26 protein-coding genes and 1 tRNA gene are annotated in these 23,482 nt (G+C 64.2%); 12 read left to right on the plus strand and 15 right to left on the minus strand.

All coding sequences use genetic code 11. From position 1 onward, the window contains the following. The gene (gene dcd, locus QZ189_RS03035) at positions 1-594 is read right to left on the minus strand and encodes a dCTP deaminase (RefSeq protein WP_010314503.1); all 594 of its coding nucleotides are present in this window, start codon (positions 592-594) and stop codon (positions 1-3) included. Beyond that, on the minus strand, positions 594-1,172 hold the full coding sequence (locus QZ189_RS03040) for a cob(I)yrinic acid a,c-diamide adenosyltransferase (RefSeq protein WP_296416446.1): 579 nt from the start codon (positions 1,170-1,172) through the stop codon (positions 594-596). The genes dcd and QZ189_RS03040 overlap by 1 nt, the downstream gene beginning before the upstream one ends. Before the next feature lie 117 nt (positions 1,173-1,289). On the opposite strand from QZ189_RS03040, the gene rph reads away from it, so the two are divergent. The 4 genes from rph to QZ189_RS03060 all read left to right on the plus strand — a co-directional run bounded on the left by rph (position 1,290) and on the right by QZ189_RS03060 (position 4,520). Beyond that, positions 1,290-2,024: a ribonuclease PH gene (gene rph, locus QZ189_RS03045; RefSeq protein WP_296420881.1), complete on the plus strand. Its 735-nt coding sequence runs from the start codon at positions 1,290-1,292 to the stop codon at positions 2,022-2,024. A gap of 64 nt (positions 2,025-2,088) precedes the next feature. Beyond that, complete coding sequence (ntcA, locus tag QZ189_RS03050) at positions 2,089-2,829, plus strand: global nitrogen regulator NtcA (RefSeq protein WP_029626096.1); 741 nt, start codon at positions 2,089-2,091, stop codon at positions 2,827-2,829. A 75-nt stretch (positions 2,830-2,904) separates the two neighbouring features. After that, positions 2,905-4,086: a DUF3084 domain-containing protein gene (locus tag QZ189_RS03055; protein WP_296416444.1), complete on the plus strand. Its 1,182-nt coding sequence runs from the start codon at positions 2,905-2,907 to the stop codon at positions 4,084-4,086. Then, a complete protein-coding gene (locus QZ189_RS03060; protein WP_296420883.1) occupies positions 4,083-4,520 on the plus strand; it encodes a resolvase in 438 nt (145 codons plus the stop codon). The genes QZ189_RS03055 and QZ189_RS03060 overlap by 4 nt, the downstream gene beginning before the upstream one ends. Here QZ189_RS03060 and QZ189_RS03065 read toward each other — a convergent pair. Genes QZ189_RS03065 through psbH form a run of 4 tightly spaced genes read right to left on the minus strand, consistent with a single transcriptional unit; the run spans position 4,517 to position 5,878 of the window. After that, positions 4,517-4,774: a DUF3146 family protein gene (locus QZ189_RS03065; protein ID WP_010314492.1), complete on the minus strand. Its 258-nt coding sequence runs from the start codon at positions 4,772-4,774 to the stop codon at positions 4,517-4,519. The genes QZ189_RS03060 and QZ189_RS03065 overlap by 4 nt on opposite strands. A gap of 6 nt (positions 4,775-4,780) precedes the next feature. After that, positions 4,781-5,413, minus strand: a complete 633-nt coding sequence (gene pth, locus QZ189_RS03070; protein ID WP_029626095.1) for an aminoacyl-tRNA hydrolase — start codon at positions 5,411-5,413, stop codon at positions 4,781-4,783. A gap of 8 nt (positions 5,414-5,421) precedes the next feature. Continuing rightward, positions 5,422-5,673, minus strand: coding sequence for a TatA/E family twin arginine-targeting protein translocase (locus QZ189_RS03075; protein WP_296418256.1), 252 nt, complete (start codon positions 5,671-5,673; stop codon positions 5,422-5,424). Between the two features lie 4 nt (positions 5,674-5,677). Beyond that, the gene (gene psbH / locus QZ189_RS03080; protein WP_010314489.1) at positions 5,678-5,878 is read right to left on the minus strand and encodes a photosystem II reaction center protein PsbH; all 201 of its coding nucleotides are present in this window, start codon (positions 5,876-5,878) and stop codon (positions 5,678-5,680) included. A gap of 86 nt (positions 5,879-5,964) precedes the next feature. Here psbH and psbN point away from each other — a divergent pair, with 86 nt between their 5' ends. Beyond that, positions 5,965-6,105: a photosystem II reaction center protein PsbN gene (psbN, locus tag QZ189_RS03085; protein ID WP_010314488.1), complete on the plus strand. Its 141-nt coding sequence runs from the start codon at positions 5,965-5,967 to the stop codon at positions 6,103-6,105. Here psbN and QZ189_RS03090 read toward each other — a convergent pair. After that, a complete protein-coding gene (locus QZ189_RS03090) occupies positions 6,102-9,080 on the minus strand; it encodes a glycoside hydrolase family 38 C-terminal domain-containing protein (RefSeq protein WP_296420885.1) in 2,979 nt (992 codons plus the stop codon). The genes psbN and QZ189_RS03090 overlap by 4 nt on opposite strands. Before the next feature lie 100 nt (positions 9,081-9,180). On the opposite strand from QZ189_RS03090, the gene QZ189_RS03095 reads away from it, so the two are divergent. Both QZ189_RS03095 and QZ189_RS03100 read left to right on the plus strand, forming a co-directional pair. Continuing rightward, positions 9,181-9,300 carry a photosystem II reaction center protein I gene (locus QZ189_RS03095; RefSeq protein ID WP_010312075.1) on the plus strand — a complete coding sequence of 40 codons (120 nt, stop codon included), beginning with the start codon at positions 9,181-9,183 and terminating at the stop codon, positions 9,298-9,300. Between the two features lie 96 nt (positions 9,301-9,396). Then, positions 9,397-12,660, plus strand: a complete 3,264-nt coding sequence (locus QZ189_RS03100; RefSeq protein ID WP_296420887.1) for a DUF3769 domain-containing protein — start codon at positions 9,397-9,399, stop codon at positions 12,658-12,660. Here QZ189_RS03100 and QZ189_RS03105 read toward each other — a convergent pair. The 7 genes from QZ189_RS03105 to QZ189_RS03135 form a co-directional block, all read right to left on the minus strand. Beyond that, positions 12,654-13,157: a pentapeptide repeat-containing protein gene (locus tag QZ189_RS03105; RefSeq protein WP_296420889.1), complete on the minus strand. Its 504-nt coding sequence runs from the start codon at positions 13,155-13,157 to the stop codon at positions 12,654-12,656. The genes QZ189_RS03100 and QZ189_RS03105 overlap by 7 nt on opposite strands. A gap of 54 nt (positions 13,158-13,211) precedes the next feature. Next, on the minus strand, positions 13,212-13,835 hold the full coding sequence (gene leuD, locus QZ189_RS03110; RefSeq protein ID WP_296420891.1) for a 3-isopropylmalate dehydratase small subunit: 624 nt from the start codon (positions 13,833-13,835) through the stop codon (positions 13,212-13,214). 25 nt (positions 13,836-13,860) lie between these two features. After that, complete coding sequence (gene leuC, locus QZ189_RS03115) at positions 13,861-15,270, minus strand: 3-isopropylmalate dehydratase large subunit (RefSeq protein WP_296420894.1); 1,410 nt, start codon at positions 15,268-15,270, stop codon at positions 13,861-13,863. Between the two features lie 32 nt (positions 15,271-15,302). Next, positions 15,303-16,544, minus strand: a complete 1,242-nt coding sequence (locus QZ189_RS03120; RefSeq protein WP_296420896.1) for a competence/damage-inducible protein A — start codon at positions 16,542-16,544, stop codon at positions 15,303-15,305. Then, entirely contained in the window at positions 16,534-17,631 is a 1,098-nt protein-coding gene (locus tag QZ189_RS03125; protein ID WP_296416384.1) for an MraY family glycosyltransferase, read from the minus strand. Before QZ189_RS03125 ends, QZ189_RS03120 begins: the two co-directional genes overlap by 11 nt. Positions 17,632-17,747: 116 nt before the next feature. Then, positions 17,748-19,037, minus strand: coding sequence for a serine hydroxymethyltransferase (glyA, locus tag QZ189_RS03130; RefSeq protein ID WP_247476331.1), 1,290 nt, complete (start codon positions 19,035-19,037; stop codon positions 17,748-17,750). A gap of 107 nt (positions 19,038-19,144) precedes the next feature. Beyond that, positions 19,145-19,218: transfer RNA gene (locus tag QZ189_RS03135), tRNA-Arg, on the minus strand. Positions 19,219-19,301: 83 nt separating this feature from the next. Between QZ189_RS03135 and QZ189_RS03140 the strand changes: the two genes are divergently transcribed. From QZ189_RS03140 to QZ189_RS03150, 3 genes are read left to right on the plus strand one after another with little or no spacing between them, the layout of a single operon-like run. Continuing rightward, positions 19,302-19,541: a hypothetical protein gene (locus QZ189_RS03140; protein ID WP_010314480.1), complete on the plus strand. Its 240-nt coding sequence runs from the start codon at positions 19,302-19,304 to the stop codon at positions 19,539-19,541. A 23-nt stretch (positions 19,542-19,564) separates the two neighbouring features. After that, positions 19,565-19,852, plus strand: a complete 288-nt coding sequence (locus QZ189_RS03145) for a DUF3181 family protein (protein WP_010314479.1) — start codon at positions 19,565-19,567, stop codon at positions 19,850-19,852. Between the two features lie 25 nt (positions 19,853-19,877). Continuing rightward, positions 19,878-20,132, plus strand: coding sequence for a hypothetical protein (locus QZ189_RS03150; RefSeq protein WP_010314477.1), 255 nt, complete (start codon positions 19,878-19,880; stop codon positions 20,130-20,132). Here the strand turns inward: QZ189_RS03150 and murJ are convergent. After that, positions 20,129-21,751: a murein biosynthesis integral membrane protein MurJ gene (murJ, locus tag QZ189_RS03155; protein ID WP_296420899.1), complete on the minus strand. Its 1,623-nt coding sequence runs from the start codon at positions 21,749-21,751 to the stop codon at positions 20,129-20,131. The genes QZ189_RS03150 and murJ overlap by 4 nt on opposite strands. Positions 21,752-21,796: 45 nt before the next feature. Here murJ and sfsA point away from each other — a divergent pair, with 45 nt between their 5' ends. Then, complete coding sequence (gene sfsA / locus QZ189_RS03160; protein WP_296420900.1) at positions 21,797-22,567, plus strand: DNA/RNA nuclease SfsA; 771 nt, start codon at positions 21,797-21,799, stop codon at positions 22,565-22,567. A 25-nt stretch (positions 22,568-22,592) separates the two neighbouring features. Further along, positions 22,593-23,482: 4-hydroxy-3-methylbut-2-enyl diphosphate reductase (locus QZ189_RS03165; RefSeq protein ID WP_296420902.1), on the plus strand; the 890-nt coding region annotated here is incomplete at its 3' end.

Below are 23,482 nucleotides of genomic sequence, written 5' to 3' on the forward strand. Positions count from 1 at the left end.
TCAGACCTTGGCCAAGGTGACCCGCTCGGGCTGGTGCTGGTACTTGCCAGCCCGGTCCTTGTAGGTCGTCTCGCAGGGATCGCCCTCGAAGAAGAGCAGCTGGCAAATGCCCTCGTTGGCATAGATGCGGCAGTCCGCGCCGGAGGAATTGCTGAACTCCAGGGTCAGGTGACCTTCCCAACTGGCCTCAGCTGGGGTGGTGTTGACGATGATCCCCAGGCGGGCATAGGTGCTCTTGCCCAGGCAAATCACGGTGATGTTGGGAGGGACGCACATCTTCTCGAGCGCCACACCCAAGCCATAGGAGTGGGCCGGGAGGATGAAGTACGAGCCGTCCTCGTCCTCATGCAGGGGCACCGGCTCCAGGTTGGCGGGGTTGAAGCGCTTGGGATTCATGATCGTTCCGGGGACGTGCCGGAAGATCAGGAACTCCTGCGGGGAGAGACGCAGGTCATAGCCGTAGGACGAGCAGCCAAAGCTGAGAACCGGCTTTTCGCTGTTCTCCGGATCGAGATGGCGAACCAGCTGGGGCTGAAAGGGCTCGAGCATGCCCAAGGCGGCCTGCTCGTTGATCCAACGGTCGTTTTTGAGCATCAGAAACCTCGGCGCAGCTGGGTGACCTGATCGGCCATGGCCAACAGAGCGGTGGGCATGGAGGGCCCCGTCAGGATCACATCCAGGTGGGACGGCCGCTGCTCCAGGGCTGAAACGACCTCCGCCTCGGACAAGTAGCCCAATTCGACGGCCAGGCCCAACTCATCGAGCACCAACTGATCCAGCTGACCGCTCAGCAGCTGCTCACGGGTGTACGCCCAGATCTCGCGCACAGCCTCGACATCGGCCTGGGAGGCCGGCACAGGCTCAGCCAGGCAACCCGCCACGGCTGGCCTCAGCCACTGAAGGCGGCCACAGAGCCACACACTGCGCTCCAGACCCTGATCGACCCCACCTTTGAGGAATTGGCTCACCAGAACGCGGCTACCAAGCCCGGCACTGCGCAGGGCCTGACTGAACACCCCACTGAAGCTGCCGCGGAAGGGAGCGGTGTGCACCTGGAGCTGCCCCTCCTGCTGGGCCGCCAGGCGCACGCTGCGAGCGGGGGCCGACGCCGGGACCACAGCCAATGGACGCAGGTGTCCAGCACGGGGCGTGGCTGCAATGCTGGCCGTCATCGAGTGCATGGCTGCCGCTTGGGATCCTGAATGTAGCGGCGTTAGGCCGTCCGGCAAGCAACAAGCACTACCTGTAGTGCAAACACCCGTACCATCGAGGCACTGAGCCAGCCCGCGATGAGCAGCACCCAACCCAGGCGGGACGGCCGCAGCGCAACGGACCTGCGCAGCACGCGCTTCGCTTGGGATCCGATGGGCTTCGCCCTGAGCTCCGTCACGGTGTACACGGGCAACACGGCTGTGATCTGCAGCGTTTGCTTAGAGGAGGGTGTTCCGAAGTGGCGTAAAGGCTCCGGCAAGGGCTGGCTGAGCGCTGACTACCGGCTGCTCCCCGCCAGCACCCCCAGCCGGCAGCCACGGGAGCTGATGAAGCTCTCCGGTCGCACCCAAGAAATCCAACGCCTCATCGCCCGCAGCCTCAGGGCCTGCCTGGATTTGGAGGTTCTGGGGGAGCGGACCCTGCAAATCGACTGTGACGTCCTTCAAGCCGATGCCGGCACCCGCACCGCCAGCATCACTGGAGCCTGGGCCGCCTTAGCCCTCGGCCTGCAACGCCTGGAGCAGCGCGGAGTGCTGGAACGATCGCCCCTGGTGGGGCAGGTGGCGGCGGTTTCCGTTGGCCTCGTGGATGGGGCCGCACTCCTCGATCTCGACTACAGCGAGGACAGCCGAGCAGAAGTCGATCTCAACGTGGTGATGAATCAAGAGCAACATTTGCTCGAAATTCAAGGCACCGCGGAGGGCGCACCCTTCAGTCGCCAACAGCTTTCCAGCCTGGTTGACCTAGCGGAAAGCGGCATCGATCAACTGATGCAGGCCCAGAAGCAGGCCTTGGCAGAGGCAGCAAATTAGTTTCAATGGCTACAGGGCGGCCCTGGACTGATCCGTAGGTTCCAGGCAACTCAGTCGCGCTGAAATGGTCGTGGCAACGCAAGGATTCAGCCGCTACTCCCCTAGCCCTACGACCGGTACGTCAGTGATCGCACCGATCGCGGGGAGTCCCCTGCCGCCCAATGCCACGCTGCTGGATGTCATCCGGGGCCTGAGCGGTAGCACCACCGAAATCGTTGAGCGCGGCAAAACAATCTTTTTCCCCGGCGACCCCGCCGAAAAGGTTTATCTGCTGAAACGGGGTGCGGTCCGGCTCTCCAGGGTCTACGAATCCGGCGAGGAAATCACCGTGGCACTGCTGCGGGAGAACAGCCTCTTCGGCGTGCTGTCTCTACTGACAGGCCAGCGTTCGGACCGCTTCTATCACTCGATTGCCTTTACCCGCGTCGAGCTGGTGACGGCTCCCGCCACCTCCGTCCGCAAGGCGATCGAACAAGACCCGGCGGTTGGTCTACTGCTTCTGCAGGGTCTCTCCTCTCGGATCCTGCAAACCGAGACCATGATCGAAACCCTCACCCACCGCGACATGTCCTCGCGACTGGTGAGTTTCCTGCTGGTGCTGTGCCGCGACTTTGGTGTACCCAGCAGCGAAGGAATCACGATCGACCTGCGCCTCTCCCACCAGGCCATCGCCGAAGCAATCGGATCGACCCGCGTCACGATCACCCGGCTCTTGGGCGACCTCCGCAACGACGGCCTGGTGCAAATCGACCGCAAAAAAATCACCGTCTTCGATCCGTTGGCCCTCGCCAAACGCTTCAGCTAAACGGCTGAACTGGTGGCCGATCCCAGCTGCGTTCCAAGCCACCGCAACCGATACTGATCGTCGTCGCCCAACGTCGTGTCCGGCTGGATCCTGATCCTGGCGTTGCTGATCCTCGGGGGAGTGCTCTCCACCCTGGGGGATCGCTTGGGATCCAAGGTCGGCAAGGCGCGGCTGAGCTTGTTCCGGTTGCGGCCCAAGAAAACCGCCGTGGTGATCACGGTGCTGACCGGCAGCTTGATCAGTGCCATCTCCCTCGGGCTGATGCTGCTCGTCAGTGATCGCTTGCGCACGGGGCTCTTCGAACTCGATCAGATCGAACAGCGCCTGCGGGACAGCCGCGATGCCCTGAGCTCAAGTCGCAAGGACCTGGCCCAAAGTCGGAGCGCCCTGCGCAGCGCAGAGAACGAGCGCAGCGAGGCCCAACGCCAACTCAAGGTGGTGGCCGAGCAGGCCAGCCGGCTGCAGAAGGAACTGGCTCCCCTGATGGAGCAACGCAAACAACTGGAGGCCGAGCGCGACCGCCTCAGCCGTGACATCGCCGCGAAGGATTCCGATCTCCAGCGCAACCGCACTGAGCTCGCCAAGCTCAACAGCAAGATCAAAAGCAGCAGCCAAGAGCTCGAGCGTCTCGAACGCAACCTGATTGCCCTACGTCAGGGTGATGTGGTGATCAGCAGTGGCCAAATCCTGGAGGTGGCCAAGGTGCGGATCGAGAAGCCAAGCCAGGCCCGAGACGTGATCCACGCCCTGCTGCAGCGCACGAATTTGAACGTCTACCAGCGCGTGCTGCCAGGCGAAACACCGAACCGTCAAATCCTGTTGGTGCCGCGCAGCGACATCAGCAAATTGGAGACCACCCTCAGCAAACGCGGCGAGTGGGTCGTGAGTCTGATCTCAGCGGCCAATGTGCTCAAAGGGGAGCGTCAGGTCGTGGCATTCCCGGATGTCAGACCCAACAAACGGGTGGTGCGTAGTGGAGAACAACTGGCCACCACCGTGCTGGAGGCCGATGAGCGCTCCCCAGATCAGGTGCGTAGCCGCCTGAACCTGCTCCTCGCCGCAGCCTTTACCCGAGCCCAACGCCAAGGGGCCCTGGCCAACGGCCTGCAATTTGACCCAGCACGCCTCAATCAACTGGCTGAGGCCCTGGTCAACCGCCCCCTGGGCGAGACCGCCAAGCTCGAGGCCGTCTCCAGAGGCAACAGTGATCTGGCCGACCCGATTGCCGTCGACATTCGCTGGCAGCGCCCGCAATGACTTGGATCGGACTCGATCCCGGCCGCAGCAAATGCGGCTTGGTGCGCTCTGACCACAGCACAGGCCAGATCGAGGTTGCCGCCGTGCTCTCCCCGGAAGAGTGCTTCAAGCAGATTGCGATCTGGCGAGAACGTCCGGGTCTTGAGGGTGTTGTGCTCGGCGATGGCACGGGCAGCAAGCACTGGCAGCGGCAACTCAACGACCTTGGCCTGGCTGTCCAGGTCATCCCTGAAGCGGGAACCACCCTGGCCGCACGAGCCCGCTACTGGCAGCTGGAGCCCCCCAGGGGCTGGCGGCGATTGCTTCCCGAGGGCCTGAGGTTGCCCCCACGGGACTACGACGATGTCGTGGCTCAACTGCTGCTGGAGCGCCATTGGGGAACGGAGCTCAAGCGGGAACCTGGCTTGGTCGTCTTGCGCCAGCTCGCTGCCTAAAACCTGGCCCGCACGCTGAAGGCGTAGTCCCCACCCGCCTCCAGCTGGTAGTCCGTTTTCAACAGGAAGCGCAGCAACGCGTCCTGGATCAAGGCCCGGCCCAGGGAGGGCTCCACCTGCAGCTCGCCGCGGTCAAAGAACCAGGCGAAGGTCCACTCGAACCCTCCAGCGCTGACCTCACCCTCCAGCACCCGCTGGCTAAAGCTTTGGCGCAGCACCCGCAATTGCGCCGTTGTCGTGGGGAGGCGACTCACGCGGACTCAGGCAGTGGGTTGCTCGACCAGCTTGGCGGCAGAGGGAGCAACAAAACCGTTGAGCCTGTTACCAGCCCGCTCAAACCCCAGGCGCTGAATCAGATCCAGACCAGCCAAGACCTCATCGATGACCTCCTCGAGCACCGGCTGTTCGGCGACGGCAAAGCGGCCGAGGACGTGGCCGACAGTGCGCTGCTTACGCTCCACCGGATTCAAGGCAGGAGCGCCAATCCCGATGCGCAAGCGGGGGAACTCTTGGCCACCGAGATGGGCAATGGTGCTGCGCAGACCGTTATGCCCGCCAGCACCGCCCGAGAGCCGCAGGCGCAAGCGACCGAGGGGGAGATCCATGTCGTCCACCAGGATCAGCATCTGGTTGGGCTCGAAGCCAAACCAATCGAGAGCAGCACGAATCGAACGACCGCTGTCGTTCATGTAGGTCTGAGGCATCAACAGACGCAGGCGTTCAGCACCCTGTCCCACCTCCGCGGCGAGGGCGTGGAGCTTGGACTGCTGCTTAAAGCTGCTGTTTTGACGCTTGGCCAGCTGCTCCAGCGCCATAAATCCGACGTTGTGGCGGGTTCCGGCGTACTTCTCGCCCGGGTTCCCTAAACCAACAACAAGACTCAAAGGAGCCATGGAGTCCTTCAACCGGCCGCTTGCTCGTCGTCGGCCTTGAGTTGAGGCTGGGGCTCAGCAGAAGCCTGGGTGACTTCCGCTTCCACCGTGTCGACCGCCTTTCGGAACTCCTGCTCGAATTCCTTCGAGGCGGACTGAAAACCCTTCAGGGTTTTTCCAAGGGTGCGACCCAATTCGGGTAAGCGCTTGGGACCGAACACCAAGAGACCCACGGCGGCAATCACCGCCATCTCAGGCAATCCGATCCCAAACACGTTCATCGGATCAGCCGATGCCGTTCCAGTTGACGGTGATGCCGTCGAGGATCAGGGACTTGTTGTACAGCTGGAGGATCACCAGCAGGAACACCAGGAACAGGGCCATGAACACGCCCATCACGGGGGTCGTGCCCCAGCCGGGCACAACCTTGCCGTACTCGGAGTTCAGGGGGCGAAGCAGATCTCCCAGGCGGGTGCGTTGAGCCATGTCGGGCTGTGCTCTCTGGCAAGGAGTAGGTCTCGTTACTGTAAGGGGCCTGGCCGCCTGAGCGGCTGGCCCCGTCGAGAGTTGTGATGGAAACCACCTCCCCAGCCATGTCTGTGGCACTGGCCGTCTTGGCTGTGCTGCTGGGCCTCACCGGCTTCGGGATCTACACCGCCTTTGGTCCTCCGTCGAAGCAGCTCAGCGACCCCTTTGACGACCACGACGACTAAACCAGCTCTAACGCGACGACCTGCCAGGGCTTGAGCACAAGAGCTCCGCTCTGCCAGGTCTCAGCATTCCCCCGGCGCCAACGCCGTGGCGAGCCCAGCGTCCAGCTCTGTCGCTGAGGGCTGAGGTTCTGCAGCCTCAGCGCCAGCTGCCCTGGGGTTGAGCCGGGCCTGCAGCTGAGCACGCGGATCTGGGGATTGGCTGGACCCATGCCCTCCATCAAGTCGATCGGAGCGAAGACCTCCGCCTGCTGGGCCGCCTTTTGGGCCGGGCGAATCCATAGCGGTTCTCGAAAACGCTGCGCCAAACGAGGCACCCCGGCCGACGCCCACCCGGCTGCACAAGGGACCAACGCGAGCCGAAGCCGTTGGTGTCCGTTATCGGCCGAGGGGTCAGGCCAGGTGGGTGCTCTAAGCAAGGAGACCCCCAGCTGATCGGGGGTGGCGGAGACGCCCTGGGGCCCATCCAGCAGCACCGCCAGACCACCCGCTCCAGCCTTCGCCTGACTGGCCAGCCAACTGATGGCCGTCACTTCCCAGCGCGCCTGCTCCCTAGCCGTCAGGGGCTGGGCCGGCCGCTCAAGCACCCCCGCAGAGGTATCCGCGGCATAGCGCTGAGCAACCTGCGCCAAGGGCAATTCCAGCCGCAACAGCTCATGGCGCTGGCGCCAATCGACCGTCAAAGCCAGCTCCAGATACGGCGAGGCGGCCCGCAGCTGAATGTCGAGTCGAAGCGTGCTTTGGCCGCAGCGGCCGCGGACGACAAAGCGGCAACAGAGCGGTCCCTGCTCCACCAGTTCCGGTGCTCCCTGCCAAGTCAAAGGCAGCGGCTGCTCGCGGTAGTCCGCCGCAATGTCCCAGGCATCCCAAAACTCGCCCTGATCGCTCCAACGGCGCCATTGCAAAGGGCCCGAGAGCTGGGGCACACCATCGGCTCCCCAGAGCTGCTGAACGCCGTCCGCCCCGATCTCGACCCGCACCAAGCCGTTGTCCAAGCGCCAGTGCCCAGCGCTCGCCTCGCACACAACCGGGGCTGTGATTGCTGCCGAGGCCCGCGGCAGCCCATCCGCGCGCTCAAGAGGAACCGCCTGAACAGCCGAGTCCAAGGGGAGCTGAACCCATGTCCCACCGGCTGGACGCCCCTGACTGGGGAGCTGCTCCGGGGCCCCCTCGATGCACCAGGCGCCAGCGGGCAGGCGCAGGGTGACCCGCTCCGCAGGCTGGGGCTGGAGTTGCACCAGCCACCAAGGTTCAGCTCCGCCGCGCGCGGGGAGCAGGGCCTGCAGCCCGTGGTCGCGCTGACGGGCGGCCAGGCGCCGCGCTTGGCGCCACTGCGGTTCCGCCTGCTCAAACACCTCAGGAATTGAGGTGCCCGGAAGGATGTCGTGGAACTGCTGAAACAGCAGCGTTCGCCAGTCCGCACCGGGCTGCTCGCTGCCGCGGAGGTGCAGCAGGGCCTGCACCCAATCGAGCTCCCGAAGCAAGCGCTCGAGGGTGCGGTTATGGCGCTTTTGATCCGGGCGGGTGGTTGCACAGCCGCGGTGCAGTTCGAGATAGAGCTCGTCTCGCCAGACCGGCAATCGGCTCGCCAGGGGCTCCAGTCCCTCGAGATAACTGCGCAGGGTTCCGTGCTGCTGGGGGCAGGCCACGGGCTGCTGCTGCCAGAGGGCCAGCTGCTCCAGCATCTCGGCGGTTGGGCCACCGCCGTGGTCGCCAACCCCCGGGAGCCATAGGGCCTGATCCACACCCGTCGCCGCCTGCCACTGCTGGCGGTAGGTCTCCATCCCCTGGGGATCGCCGCCCGTACCGATGGGAGCCGTCGCCAGGGCCAACAGCTCCGAGCCATCGGCGCTGCGCCAGCGAAACAGGCGATGGGGGAAAGGGTTGCTGCTGTTCCAGGCCAACTTGTGGGTGCAGAACCAACGCACTCCGCTCAGCTGGGCGATGGCAGGAAGCCCAGCTGCGAAGCCAAAACTGTCGGGCAACCAACAGAGCTCGTGCGTCCACTGGGGGAAGCGGCTGCGGCTGTAGGCCTGCCCCTCCTCAAACTGCCGCAGCAACGAGGGGACCCCAACCAAGACGCAATCGGTTTCTACCCAGGGGCCATTGACCGGCTCAAAACGACCCTGTGACGCGGCCAGTTGCAGCCGGGCAAAGAGCGCCGGACGGTGCTGCTCCATCCAGGCGTAGAGCGCCGGGGTGGAGTGGGCGAAGTGGAGCTCGGGAAAACGCTCCATCAACGTCAGGGCCGAATCGAAGGTGCGAATCGCCGCCTGCCAGGTGTCCGCCACCGGCCAGAGCCAGGCCAAATCCAAATGGGCGTGGCCCAAGAGATGGAAACCGCCCGGGGGGCGAGCCTGGGCCATCCGCGCCAACAGGTTGGGAAGGGCTCCCTTCTCGAGCTCTGGCTGCAACGCAGCCAAGGCATCCCCAGAGAGACGCGAGGCGCCCAGAGACAGAGCTTCGGCCGCCAGCACCCCAGCAGGGTCAGCGGGATCCGTCGGCTCCTGCTCGAGCCGGCTGTGAATCAAGGCCCCGTCGTCATGCAGCGGGGAGCGCAGCCGCAGCTCCAGCTGCAATGGCTGGCCTTCCCACCAAGGGGACGGCAGGGCCCAGCGGCAGGCGCTGTCGAACAGGTCGCCCTGGTGCACCAAGGCCCCATCGGCCCAGAGCTCCACGGCATCGGCCCACCAACAGAGGGCCAGACGGGCACGCCGATCACCGCGCTGAGCCACTTGCCAGGACTCAGGGCAGACCAGCTGCAGGCGCAGGCTGATCCATCGCCCGCCGCGCGGCCAGCTCAGCAATCCACGTTGATGCCAGTCGGGGCGGTGGCATGCACCCCAGGGGTCATCCAGGGCCAAAACGCTGTCTCCGTCAGGCGCCTGCACGCTCCAGAGCGGCAGCAGGTCCCAACGGGTTTGTGCCTGAAACGTTTCAATCCAGGAGCGAACAGCGCCCTCTGGCCCCTCTGACATCGGTCAACGCGTTCACGACCCATAGGATGATGCGGCTGCCGCCGGCTCGTTCAGGGCCCATTTGGCGCTTGTCACTCCCTGTCACCCGCCGGACAGACCCATGCTTGCCCTCAAGATCTCGGTTTACTCGGTCGTTTTCTTCTTTATCGGGATCTTCGTTTTCGGCTTTCTGGCCAGCGATCCCAGCCGTACGCCCAGCCGCAAAGACCTGGAGGAGTGATCCTCAGGCTGGCTGAGGTGGGCTGAGCAACCGGCACCACCTCGCCCTTTTTGACCAGTTGGCCGTGGCAAGATCGCGGCCTTACGCGACCCCTTGGTGACTCAGCTCCGGAAGAGACTGATCCAAGGGGTTTCTGCATGTTCCATTGCCGCCACGAGCCTGGTCCCCTTGGGTGCTGCCTGGGCGGCAGAGCCGGCAGCGGTCACCCCTGTTTCAGTGCTCACCAAGGCCAGCGCTGATCAGTCCCCACCTGTGGTGATCAAGCTGCTCGCCAACGAGCAGGGCTTTGATCAACGCATTAACCGTTTCGTCGCGCGAGGCGATGTCCAGATTGACCTGGCCGGGGGCAGGGTTCTGGCGGATCGGCTGGAATACGAGACCGCAACGCGCACCCTGCTGCTGAGCGGGCGCGTTCGCTTCCAGCGCGGTGAGCAGTACTTCCAGGCCAACAGCCTGCGCTACAGCCTGATCGAGAACAGCGGCGATGCCGATGCGGTCTACGGCGTCCTTGATTTCGACACCAGTGAGGTCGACTTCGATCTCAAGGCCTACCCCTCCGTCGCTCTGCCCTCGCTGAGCTACTGGCCAACCTCCAGCCCTTACGAGAAAGCGACGTTTGGAACGGCAACGCCAGAGCTGATTCGCAAAGGCCCCCGCGGAGAGATTCTGGTCAGTGCCGACTGGAGCAACCAAGCCAGCACGGCTGAGCTGGCGCTGACTCAATCGCCGCTCGAAAGATCCGGCGAATCACTGCTGCCGGGGTTAGCCCTCAACGGAGTCACCAGCCCCGAACAACTCCTGGGTCTACCGGAGCGCCCGGACCTCGCGGAGTGGCGCGTTCCACCGATTGCTGTTGCTCCTGCGGCTCAGTCGATGGCCTGCGCGCCACTGATCCCGCCCGTTCCGGATTGGCATCCCTATCCCCTTGCCGTCACGGCCTGGGGTTACGGACAAGCAATCGATGCCAACTTCGGCGATTCCTTCACCTTCAACGGGCGCTGGCGCCCGGAAAACGTCTGGGGCCTGAACTTCAACAAACGTTTGGTCGACGCTGGGCCGCTAGCCCTGGAGTTTGACTCCAACGCCCTGCTGCACAAGACCAGCTGGCAGCCCGGTGGCGAGTTCAACAACAGCGAACCCTTTGCTCCGCTCCCCCCCCAAACCTTTGGCGAATTCACAGCGGCCCTGGGCCTACGGGCATGGCTGCAGCCCTGGCTGAGCCTCGGTTTCTTCGAAGGCGTGAGCCTGCTCACAAGCAACAGCCTCTACGAGCAGACCTTCCGCGAGAACTATCAGACCTTCCTCAATTACTTGGGCTTTGAAGTCGAGGCCCTGGTCAAACCCCAGTGGTCCGTGGTCGGTCGCCTGCACCACCGCTCTGGTGCCTACGGCACCTACGGCGGCGTGAGCGAAGGCAGTAACGCCTACCTCGTCGGCGTTCGCTACCGCTATGGCCAATCCCAGCCGCCGCGGATTGCGCCGCTGATGCCTCCGGCGGCCGGCTGTCCTGGCGCACCAAGCCCAGAGGCCGAAGAGGAGATGAAGCCCCTGGCCGATCAGCTGAACGCCGTGGCTGAGGCCAAGCCCTCCCAGGCCACCAGTGCCAGCCAACCCCCTGCACCTCCGGCCCTTTCGACTGTCCCAGCCGCGGAACTCGAGGCGGAACGGCACAAGGCGATCGAAGCCACAGTCGATCAGCGCGTGAGCGACCTCTATTACGTCCGCAGCTTGAAAGTGGAGCGGCGCGCAGGAACACAGTTCATCAGCCGAGCCCAGGAAGAAGACGACTTCGGCACCGTGAAACCGAGTCAGTTGATGAATCCCAATGGCGATCAGAAACTGATCGAAGGCTTCATCAGTCGCTGGCGCTTTCAGGCGGCCCGCATCTGGATCACGCCGGAGGGATGGACCGCAAATCGCGCCGCCTTCAGCAACGACCCGTTCACGCCGGCCCAATCCTGGATCGACCTCGAGAACGTCGTCGCTGTTCAAGAAAGCGATGAACGCACCAAGATCAGCGCCAAGCGCAGTCGCTTGATTCTTGAAAACCGTCTTCCGATTCCGATGCGGAAGAACATCGTCCTCGAAAAGGATCAACCCGCCGACAACCCTTGGGTCATTGCGGATGACGGCGTGGATCGCAGCGGCATCTACTTCGGCTACAACCTCAAAGAAATTGAACTGATCAAAGGTCGCTCCTTCACCAAACCCAACGGTGTCCGTGTTGAAGAGCAACCCCTGAAGCTCAAAGTGCAGCCACAGTTCATGGTGGCGCGGGCCCTGAACGGGCAGGTCAATAGCTTTGTGCTCCCTGGCGATCCAATCGGCGGACCCAACGGCTCCCAACCCGCTCAGATCGGCGACCTATTCGGTGCCCTGATCAAGCTCGAAGGTTCTGTCTTTGGCTACTCCACCAGCGACTTCACCGTCAGCCTGCCGACGCTGAATCCCCAAAACATGGCCAACGGCACCCGCAGCTGGGGCGATTTCTCACGGCAGATCTTTATCCCCAAAATTGGCTTTGTCCCAGGCGGCACCTACACCACCCGCCTCTTTGGGGCCTATCGCTACAAGACCTACAACGGATCGCTCGGTCAACAGGATGTCTACTCAGCACTGGGCGCTTCGATTGAGCGCCAAGGCGACCTGAAGCCCTGGGGCAAGATCAACCACAACTATTACTGGCGCGCAGCCTTCGGCAACTTCCAAGGCACCGAATTCGAGACCTCCAACCTGATCGACAGCACCCGGGGCAGTTTCTATGGGGCTGTGAACAGCAGCTTGCAGCTCTGGCGAGGCAAAGCGGGGGATCGGGACAACCCCAGAACCACCCAAAACACTCCCCGTCCGATCGAGCCCGGACTCCGGCTCAACACCAACACCAACGTCCGGCTCGACTACTACGGCGACGGAACAAGCCAAAACACCATCACCCTGACCGGCGGTCCGACGCTCACCTTGGGCCGGCTTGAGAAAAACTTCTTCGACTTCACCGAGATCTCCATCTCAGGCGGCGGCAGCCTCCAGCAAGGACAAAGCCCCTTCAGCTTTGATCGCAATGTCGACCTCGCCACCCTGGCCTTCGGCTGGAAGCAACAGCTCTTTGGTCCATTGCTCTTCAGCGGTGGTATCGGCTTCAACGTCGATGGCAATTCGGGCTACTACGGCGACATCACCGGATCCTTCGCTGAGCTGATCTGGCAGCGCCGCGGCTACGAATTCGCCATCTACTACAGCCCCTACGAGCAGGTCGGTGGCGTCCGCGTGAAGCTGAACGACTTCAACTACCGCGGGACTGGTCTGCCATTCGTGCCGTATACCCCGACCGATTTCACCAAACAACGCCAGGGCCTCTATTGAGGCGGTAACGCCGGCAACGGGCTGGGTCCATCCAGCAGTTCACCGCCGACCATCACCTGGCTGCCGGTGAAATCAACACCGACGAGGATGGCCTGATCGAGCCTCAGCCCAGGGGTCAGGGCCTGAATCATCACAGCTCCGCTCAAATCGGCGCTGCTCAAGTTGGCTCTCGATAGATCCGCATTGCTCAGCCGGGTCTCCTGCAGCCGTGCACCCTCCAAGTTGGCTCCACTGAGGTCAGCTCCCTCCAAGTTGCTGCCCCTGAGGTCCGCCCCGCGCAGATCCGCTTCGCGCAGATCGATGCCGTTCAGCATCAATCCACTCAGGTCTGCGCCACGTAGATCACAGCCTCGGCAGTCCGACCAAGCGGGCGCAACCAGCGCCGGTTCCCCTGGAAACGGCTCAACGGTCAGGGGAGCGGATTGCCCGGCGCCAGGGCAGCCGATCAAAGCGAGCACCAGGGCTGTCGATCCGCCCCCAAGCCAGCTGCTCGCCATGGCCCCTACGCCGCTATCTCATTCATAGACAGTGGAGCAACTGTCCGCCACGGATCAGGCGGCTTGGAACTGACGCAGATAGGGAAGGCGCTGGGCCGTGGCCTTGAGTGCGTCGTCATTGGCCAGCAACTGGCCCGTGGCATCCCACTGGCCGCTCAGCAGCATCTGCTTGGGACCCGCCGCCAAGGTCAAGGCCCACTGCTGGTCGCCGCACGAGAGCGTCAAGGACTCAACATCCACCACGAAAGAGGCCGTTGCATCGGCTTCAGCGACGGCCTGGATGGCCAGCATGGTGTCGTGGTCGGCTGAGAGACAGGGGATCCCCAGCGCCAGGCAGTTCCCGTAGAAGATCTCAGCGAAGCTCTCGCCGACCACGGCCCGAATACCCCAGCGCATCAGGGCCTGCGGGGCATGCTCGCGGCTGGAGCCACAGCCGAAATTGCGGTTCACCAGCAGCACGGAGGCCTCTTGATGCTCCGGGCGATCAAAGGGATGGGCACCGGCCAACTCAGCGCGGTCATCCGCGAAGGCCGCGGGCCCGAGGGCATCAAAGGTGACGCACTTGAGGAAACGGGCCGGAATGATCCGGTCGGTGTCGATGTCATCGCCGCGCACCACAACGCTGGTGCCAGAGACGCGGCCGATTGAACCGGAGGGGAACGAAGTGGAGCTAGCCATCGGTTGAGAAGAAAAACGCGAGCAATCAGGCGTTGAGCAACGCGCGCACATCACTGACGCGGCCATGAATCGCTGCCGCGGCCACCATCGCTGGGCTCATCAGCAGGGTGCGGCCACTGGCAGAGCCCTGGCGTCCCTTGAAGTTGCGGTTGCTGGAGCTGGCACTGATCTGGCGGCCTTCCAAACGATCAGGGTTCATGGCCAGACACATCGAGCAGCCCGGCTCGCGCCACTCAAAGCCCGCCGCTTCAAAGACCTTGTCGAGACCTTCAGCCTCAGCGGCGGCCGCCACCTGCTCGCTGCCGGGGACCACAAAGGCCTTGATCCCTTCTGCCACGTGGCGTCCCTTCGCCACCGCTGCCGCGGCCTGAAGATCGCTCAAGCGGCCATTGGTGCAGCTGCCGATGAAGCAGACATCCACCGGCAGACCGGCGATCGGGGCACCAGGCTGCAAATCCATGTAGCGGTAGGCCTCTTCCGCCAGGGGCCGCTCATCGGGCTCGGTCTGCTCCAGGGTGGGCACGGCCTCGTCAACCCCGATTCCTTGGCCCGGGGTGATGCCCCAGGTGACCGTCGGCGCAATCGAAGCTGCGTCAAAGCGCACTTCATCGTCAAAGACCGCGTCACTGCCGCTGGCCAAGCCACTCCACCAGCGCACCGCCTCAGCCCAGGCCTCACCGCTCGGAGCGAAAGGCCGGCCCTCGAGGTAGTCAAAGGTGACCTGATCGGGATTGACGTAACCGCAACGGGCGCCGCCCTCAATCGCCATGTTGCAGAGGGTCATGCGCTCCTCCATCGAGAGGGCCTCAATCGCTGGACCGGCGAATTCGTAGGCGTAACCCACACCACCCTTCACCCCCAGGGTGCGGATGACATGCAACACCAGGTCCTTGGCGTAGACCCCACGCTGGAGCTGACCATCCACCCAGATTCGGCGGACCTTGAGCTTGCCCATCGCCAGGCTCTGGCTCGCCAGCACATCACGCACCTGACTGGTGCCGATGCCAAACGCAATCGCGCCGAAGGCCCCGTGGGTGGAGGTGTGGGAGTCACCGCAGGCCACGGTCATGCCCGGCTGGGTCAAACCCAGCTCGGGGGCAATCACGTGCACGATCCCCTGGCGACCGCTGCCGATGCCGTGCAGGGTGATGCCGTGCTCGGCGCAGTTGGCCTCGAGCGTCGCCAACATTTCCTCCGCCAGGGGATCGGCAAAGGGGCGCGCCTGGGAGGTGGTCGGAACGATGTGATCCACCGTGGCGACCGTGCGCTCGGGGTGCCGCACCGTCAGGCCCAAGTCCTTCAAACCAGCAAAGGCCTGGGGACTGGTGACCTCGTGGATCAGATGCAGGCCGATAAACAGCTGGGTGGCCCCACCCGGCAGTTGGGAGACCTGATGTAGATCCCAAACCTTGTCGTAGAGGGTGCCGGAGCTCACGCCGATGCCTGCAGCGGAATCGACGAGCCTACTCAGGCCAACTGCAGCCTCAATCGGTTGAGGGCCTCACCGGCGCTGAGGGTCTGAATCCAGGTCCGCCCGCGACTCGTACCGAAGCGCACCCCCTCGCTGCTGCAGCCATCCGGACCGGCGATCGCCAGATGCACCAAGCCCACGGGTTTCTCGTCGCTGCCACCACCGGGTCCAGCCACGCCGGTGATCGCCAGCCCCCAATCGGCACCCGTTACGCGCCGCGCCCCTTCTGCCATGGCCTGCGCGACCGGATCACTCACGGCACCGTGGGCCTGCAACAGCTCCGCCGGAACGCCCAACAGTCCCTGCTTCACGCCATTGGCATAGGCAATCACCCCACCCAGGAACACATCAGACGCCCCAGGAACAGCGGCCAAGGCCGCGCCCAATCCACCACCGGTGCAACTCTCGGCAACAGCGACCGTCTGCCCCCGCAGCCGCAGCTGTTGCAGAACAACCTCAGCCAGGCTCTGCTCATCCACACCAAAACAGCTCTGCCCGGTGCGGCGGCGGATCTCGCGCTCCACGGGCAGAAGCAGGGCTTCAGCATCCGCCTGATGCTCGGCCCTGGCCGTGATGCGCAACTTGACCTCCCCGGCACCGGCATAGGGGGCCACGGTCGGGTTGGCCTGCTCAAGCAGATCCGCCATCTCTTCTGCCAAGGCTGATTCCGAGACCCCCCAGAACCGCAGCATCCGGCTGGCGAAGACCCCCGCGGCCAAGCCGGACTGACGCAGCCAGGGGGCCGCGGTCTGCTGCCACATCGCCTTCATCTCACTGGGAACCCCCGGGAAGGTCAGGACCGTGAAGCCTGGAACTGGGCTCCAGATCATTCCCGGGGCCGTTCCGGTGGGGTTCGGCAGCACGGCAGCACCCTCAGGCAAAAAGGCCTGGCGGCGGTTGCTCGGGGAGCAGATTCGGCCGCGAGCAGAGAGGCGCGCCTGGATCTCGGCCCAGATCTCGGGATGCTCCACCAAGGGGGTCTCAAACGCAGCGGCGATGGCCTCCGTTGTGAGGTCGTCGGGGGTGGGACCCAGCCCCCCGGTGGTGATCAAGACGCGGCAGCGCCCAGCCGCCTGGCGGACCTCAGCCATTAAGCGCTCTCGGTTATCCCCCACCACCATCTGGCGCTGGTGGGGGACCCCAAGGGCTGCCAATTGCTCCGCAATCCAGCGGGCATTGCCGTTGGTGATGTTGCCCAGCAGCAATTCGCTGCCGACGCAGAGGACCTCAGCCGTCAACGCCCTGGTCCTGCTGGGCCCGCTCGCGGCTCAAGCTGCGGCGGCAGATCGTCACCGCAGCAATCAAGACCGCGGTCGCCAACGTCAACCAAAGGAAACGCAGTTCCGCCCCGGCAAAGACCAAAGCCAGAGCCGCCAGCCACTGGGTAAAGGCATAGATCAGCAGCACCGTGCGGCGGTGGCTGAAGCCTGCTCTGAGCAAGCGGTGATGCAGGTGGCGGCGATCGGGATAGAAGGGAGAGTGCCCCTCGCTCACCCGGCCCATGATCACGGCGGACATGTCCGCCAGCGGCAGGGCCAGGATCAATAAGGGGAACAGCAGGCTGACGCTCGTCAAACCCTTTGCCGGGCCAATGATGCTGATGGCGGCCAAGGCAAAGCCCAAGAAATAGGAGCCGCCATCGCCCATAAAAATCTTGGCTGGATTGAAGTTGTGGCGCAGAAAGCCAAGGCAACTGCCAGCCAATGCCGCGGCCAGCAGACCAGGGGCCGGCTGCGAGAGGCTGTAGCTCACCGAAAGCAAGGCAACCGCTGCAATGCCGCTGACACCGGCGGCCAGGCCATCCAAGCCATCGAGCCAGTTGATGGCGTTGGTGATCCCCACGAGCCAGATCACGGTGAACAGCAGGCTCAGCGGTTCAGACAGGGGAATGACCCCTGCACTGCCAGCGAAGGGCAGATCGATGGCACCAATACGAACGCCTTGACTCCAGACGGCCATCGCCACCGCGACCTGCCCTCCGAGGCGGGGCAACGGGGGCAAGGCAAACAGGTCATCGGCCAGGCCAATGACGAAGTAGCAAAGGGAGCCGGCCAGGGTGGTCCAAATCAGGGCATCCCGCTGAGGCGGCAGCTCCACAAAGCCACCCAGACGCCAGATCAAGAGCAGCCCGAGCACAAAGCCGGAAACGATCCCAACACCCCCCAGGCGCACCATCGGCGTGGTGTGCTGCTTTCTGGGGTCAGGCTGGTCAATCAGGCCCCAGCGCAGCCCGAGTTGCCGCACCAGAGGGACGATCAAGGCGGTCAGCAGTGCAGCGCTTCCGAAGGCCAGAACAGCGGCAAGATCCGGCCGGCTGGAAATCATCGAAGGCGGTGCTCAATGCAGTGCGCAGTAGCCCAAACAAAAGGCCCTGCCAGCCAAAGCTTAAGCAGGGCCTGGGAGTTCGGCGATAGGCAAGGCCCCCCTGAGGGGCCAGTCGCTCAAGCGGGCTGCAGCTCGCGCTGGTGGGCGTAGAGGGGGAAACGCTCACACAGCGCAGCGACGCGCTGGCGGCAACGCTCCTCAATCGCTGCGTCCTCCGGGTTGAGCAGGCGATCGGCAATCACATCGGCCACCTCACGGAAGGCCTCTTCATCGAAGCCGCGGGTGGTGCAAGCAGCGGTTCCCAGCCGCAGACCGCTCGTCACAAAGGGGGACTGGGGATCAAAGGGAACCGTGTTCTTGTTCGCCGTGATGTGCACATCGCTCACGAGGAGGTCGGCGACCTTGCCGGTCATGCCGATGCCCCGCAGATCCAACAGCACGATGTGGTTGTCGGTGCCCGCACTCACCACGTCAATGCCGCGCTCTTTGATGCGAGCCGCCAGGGCTTGAGCGTTGGCAACCACCTGCTTGGCATAGGCCTTGAAGCTGGGCTGCAGGGCCTCACCAAAGGCCACTGCCTTGGCCGCGATCACGTGTTCCAGGGGACCGCCCTGGCTGCCGGGGAAGACGGCTTTATCGAACTGCTTGGCGAACTCCGCATCACGGCAAAGGATCAGGCCGCCGCGGGGACCACGCAGGGTCTTGTGGGTGGTGGTGGTGACCACATCACAGACGGGCACCGGGTTGGGGTGAACACCCGCAGCCACCAAGCCAGCGATGTGGGCCATGTCGGCCAGCAGGTAGGCGCCGACCTCATCGGCGATGGCTCGGAAGGCCTGGAAGTCGATCGTGCGGGGGTAGGCGGAGTAGCCGCAGACGATCAGCTTGGGCTTGTGCTCGAGCGCCAGCTTGCGAATGGACTCGAAGTTGAGCTGCTGGGTGGTCTCATCGACGCCGTACTGGACGACGTTGAACCACTTGCCACTGACGTTGACCGGTGAACCGTGGGTCAGGTGACCGCCATGGCTCAGGTCCATCCCCATGATCGTGTCGCCGGGCTTCAACAGCGCCAGGAACACCGCGAAGTTGGCCTGAGCGCCGCTGTGGGGCTGGACATTCGCCCAGGCCGCACCAAAGAGCTCCTTGGCCCGCTCAATCGCCAGCTCTTCGATCGCATCGACGTGCTCGCAACCGCCGTAGTAGCGCTTCGAGGGCAGACCTTCGGCGTACTTATTCGTGAGAACGGAGCCCTGGGCTTCCATCACAGCCTGGGAGGCGAAGTTCTCCGAGGCGATCAGCTCCAGGTGGGTCTGCTGACGCTGCAGCTCCTTGCCAATCAGGGCAGCGATGGCGGGATCGCTGGCAGCCAAGGGGCGATTGGTGGCTGCTGCGGTGGACTCCGCCATGACAAATCAGGGCTCAGGTTGACCTGAATCGTAAGAAACCGCAGCACTGCTCGCTGGCCGGTGCCTCGCCAATAAAAAAGTCGCCCCGAAGGACGACTCTTTGAAGGCGCGCCTGGAGAGATTCGAACTCCCGACCCTCTGATCCGTAGTCAGATGCTCTAATCCGCTGAGCTACAAGCGCCTGCGCTTGCCTGGACATTCTGCCCACATCGAGGGCCCACACGTCAACCGACCAGACTGGAGTCAACGAGGAGCCGCCCAGACATGCCGATCCGTTGGTATGGCCCTGCCAACCCTGAGGACCCCACCTACCGGCACTTCAACCGGATCGTGAATCTGGTGCTGCACGGCATGGTCTTTGCCGCCCTCAACAGCGGCCTCTGGTTTGTCCAGGAAATGCGGCACCCCTGGAGCCACCTCAACTGGCTCACCAGCACCTGGGCCGTGCTGTTGATGGCCCACCTGATCAGCGTGGCCGCGCAACGTCCGAAGGCGTCATCCTGAGCGCAGCTCTGAGCTCGGCTGGCATGGCCCTCTCCCCTGGCGAGATCCGCGACCTGCAACTCGCGATTGCCGATCGCCTCTACATCCAAATCGGAGGCTGGCACCTCTACCTCGGAGACGCTGGCCTCGCCGAAACCCTGGCGATTGAATGCGCCGCCAGGCTCGATCAAGGCGCCGGTGTCTGCGCACGGCAGTCCCTCGAAGCCGTGCAAGTTCCGATTGGTGGCGGGAGCAGCAAGCTTCCCCTTGCCCGCCTGGTCCCGGCCGGACAACTGCAGGACCTGGAGGATCTGCTGGAGAACCACAGTTAGGGTTGCTCCCACCTGCCAGGGCCCAGTGCTGGTCATCGAGGTCACCAACGCTCGCGAGGTGGTGCGTCAGCGCATCGGTCGTCTGGGCAGCCGTTTGATCGGCAAAGTCGTCGATGCGGAGGCTCAGGTCGAGAAAGCCTTGATCCAAGAAATGGAAACGGCCTTTCGCGACTTCGGCATCGAAGCCCGGATCTACTCCGTCGATGGTCCAGCGATGGTCGGCAAAAGCCACCTGGAGCTGCCGATCCAAGTCCGCGAGGAGCGGGTCGTCGAGCTCTAACCCCGGCCGGGCAGACGCGCCCGCAGCTGACGGCCGATCTCTAGGGCCTCAGGCACCTTCGCGCCGCCTGCAATCAAGCCATAAACCAAGAGGCCCAGGCCACCGCTGAAGCTGCACTGCAGCACTAAGCCGAGCAGATCCTGGGGCCAGGCAATCGCCTGGGCCGTCGCCCAAGCGATCAAACCAGCCACCAGAGCGGCCGCCAGCAAGAGCACGCTGTCCCGTGCCCAGTTGGCGAGCGGCATCCCTGGAACGCGGCGCTGCAGGGCCAACAGCAGACCGAAGCAGGTGATCAGATTCACGCCAACCGTGGCGAGCACCAGCCCAGGCGCGCCGAAGTTCAACGCGGGCAGCTGCAGCCCCCAGGGCGTCGGACCACCCACCAGGACCCAATCGAACAGGGCATTCAGCGCGATCCCCGCCATCGAGAAGCGAAACGGGGTCGTGCCATCGCCGAGGGCATAAAAGACGCGCACCAGCACGTCCCGCCCCAGGTAGGCCGGCATCCCGACGCCGTAGGCCATCAGCAAACCGCCCACCAGGGCCGCCGCTCCAGCGTTGAAGGCGCCGCGCTCGTAGACCAAAGCGACGATCGGACCCGCCAAGGCCACCATCAGCGCCCCCAGCGGGAGCATCGAGGCATTCGAGAGCATCAAGCCCTGGCGAATCCGAGCGATCAGCTCCGGGCGATCCCCAGGGGCTGTGAGCCGGGCAAAGACCGGCAGCAGCGGCACCAGCAGCGCATTGGAGAGCAGACCCAAAGGGGTCTGCACCAGAAGGTTGGCGTAGCCCAAACCCGCCGCCGCACCGACGATCCCTGAGGCAAAGAAGAGATCGGTGAAGACGTTGATCTGCAACATCCCCGACGAGAGGGTGGCCGGACCCATGACCTGAAGCACCTCCTGAACGCCAGGGTGCTTCCAATCCCAGACCAACTGGAATTTGTGCAGCCCCTGCTTGGCCAGGGCCGGCAGCTGAATCAACCACTGAAAGATGGCCCCCAGCAGGGTCGTTCCCGCCAAGACCGCACCGCCCAGGAAGGCGTACTGGGGAAGAGCAATGTCGGAACCCAGGTGCAACCACAGAATCCCCAGGCCGGCGATCACCGCCACGCTGGAGAGCAGGGGACTGACCGAGGGCAGCCAGAACTCATCGGCGGCGTTCAGGGCGCCAAAGCCCAGCCCAATCAAGCCGGCGAACAGCGCCATCGGCGCCATCCAGCGCAGCTCCAGCACCGCGATCGCATGGCGCTCGGCATCCAGCCCCGGACCCACCAGGTCGATGAGCGGATCAGCAGCCACAAACAACAGCAGGGTGACGCCAATCAGCGCCGCACCGACCAGGGTGTTGATGGCGGCGAGGACATGGGCACCTTCTTCGCGGGGACGACGGGCCAGGGCGCTGACCATGGCGCTGTGGAACGGGCCGTTAATCCCTCCGAGCAGGATCAACAGAAAGCCCGGGAGCACATAGGCGTAGTTGTAGGCGTCGTAGGCCGCCCCCACGCCAAAGGCAGCGGCGATGGCCTGCTGGCGCACCAGGCCAGCCAATTTGCTGAGGGCCGTTGCGACCGCCACGATTAGGGCGATTCGCCGCAGTGAGCGGTTGGCTTGGCTCATCGAGGCGCCGCAGGGCCCAAACTCGGGCGATTCTTGCCGCTCTGCATGCCAGCTGCCACTTCCCTGCCAGTCCTGGCACTGGAGGACCTGCATGAGGGGGTCCTGCTCAAGCGCTACAAGCGCTTTCTCGCGGATGTGCAGCTGAGCAGCGGCGAGGTCGTCACGGCCCACTGCGCCAACACCGGACCGATGACCGGCGTGCTGCACGTCGGCGGGCGCGTCAGGCTGCGCTACGCCCCATCACCGACCCGCAAGCTCGCCTGGACCTGGGAGCAGGCCGAGGTGCCCGGTGCCGATGGCCAGCCGGTCTGGGTCGGGATCAATACGGCCCTGCCCAACCGACTGGTGCGCGCCACGATCGAGACCGGCTGCCTTGAACCCTGGCTCGGTCCGATCGAGAGCATTCGCGCGGAGGTGGCCTATGGCCTCAATCGCCGCAGCCGCATTGACCTGCTGCTCACCCCAGCCGAGGGTGCGGAGGACCCGCGCCCGATCTACCTCGAGGTCAAAAACACCACCTGGTGCGACGGCGATCTCGCGCTCTTCCCAGACACGGTCACGGAACGGGGGCAGAAACACCTGCAGGAGCTGATGGGGGTCCTCCCAGAGGCCCGAGCAGTGCTGGTGCCCTGCCTGAGCCGCTCCGATCTCGGGCGCTTCGCCCCCGGCGATCAAGCCGACCCGCGCTACGGCGAACTCTTCCGCGAAGCCCTGGAGGCTGGTGTGGAAGTCCTGCCCTGCCGCTACAGCTTCAGTGCAACGAGCATCGACTGGCTTGGGGTGGCCAGCGTCCAAGCCCAGAGCGAGGGCTCATAGAGTTAGGGACCTCGAGCCAGCCGCTGTGGATACCCGCGCGTTTAAGCGATCGCTGCATCACTCCGATCGCTACAACCGCCGCGGCTTTGGTCTGGGGGAAGAGGTGGCCGGCAGCCTTGAGCAGGCTTACCAAAGCAATCTGATCGCCAGCATCCGTGAAAACGGATACGAGCTCAAACATGGCCGACTTCAGGTGAAGTTGGCCGAAGCCTTCGGTTTCTGCTGGGGGGTCGAGCGGGCCGTGGCCATGGCCTACGAAACCCGCAAGCACTATCCGACTGAGCGGATCTGGATCACGAACGAGATCATTCACAACCCCTCGGTGAACGATCACCTGCGGGAGATGGACGTGCTGTTCATCGACGTTGAGAACGGAGTCAAAGACTTCTCCAAGGTCGCCAGTGGCGATGTGGTGATCCTTCCCGCCTTTGGCGCCACCGTCCAGGAGATGCAACTGCTCAACGAGCGGGGCTGCCACATCGTCGACACCACCTGCCCCTGGGTCTCCAAGGTGTGGAACACCGTGGAGAAGCACAAGAAGCACGACATCACCTCGATCATTCACGGCAAGGTGAAGCACGAGGAGACCCTCGCCACCAGCTCCTTTGCCGGCACCTACCTGGTGGTGCTCGATCTGGCCGAAGCGCAGCTGGTCTGCGATTACATCCTCGCCAGCAGCGGTGGAGCAAACCCCAGCGCGGAGCAACGTCAGGCGTTTATGGAGCGCTTCTCCAATGCCTGCTCACCGGGCTTTGATCCCGACCGGGATCTCGCTCGCGTCGGCGTGGCGAACCAGACCACCATGCTCAAGAGCGAAACCGAAGAAATCGGTCGCTTGTTCGAGCGCACGATGCTCAAGCGCTTTGGTCCCGCTGAGCTCAACGACCACTTCCTGGCCTTCAACACCATCTGCGA

This window comes from Vulcanococcus sp. CPBay_Sum15L08_68 (genome assembly GCF_017855895.1).
GTDB lineage: Bacteria > Cyanobacteriota > Cyanobacteriia > PCC-6307 > Cyanobiaceae > Vulcanococcus.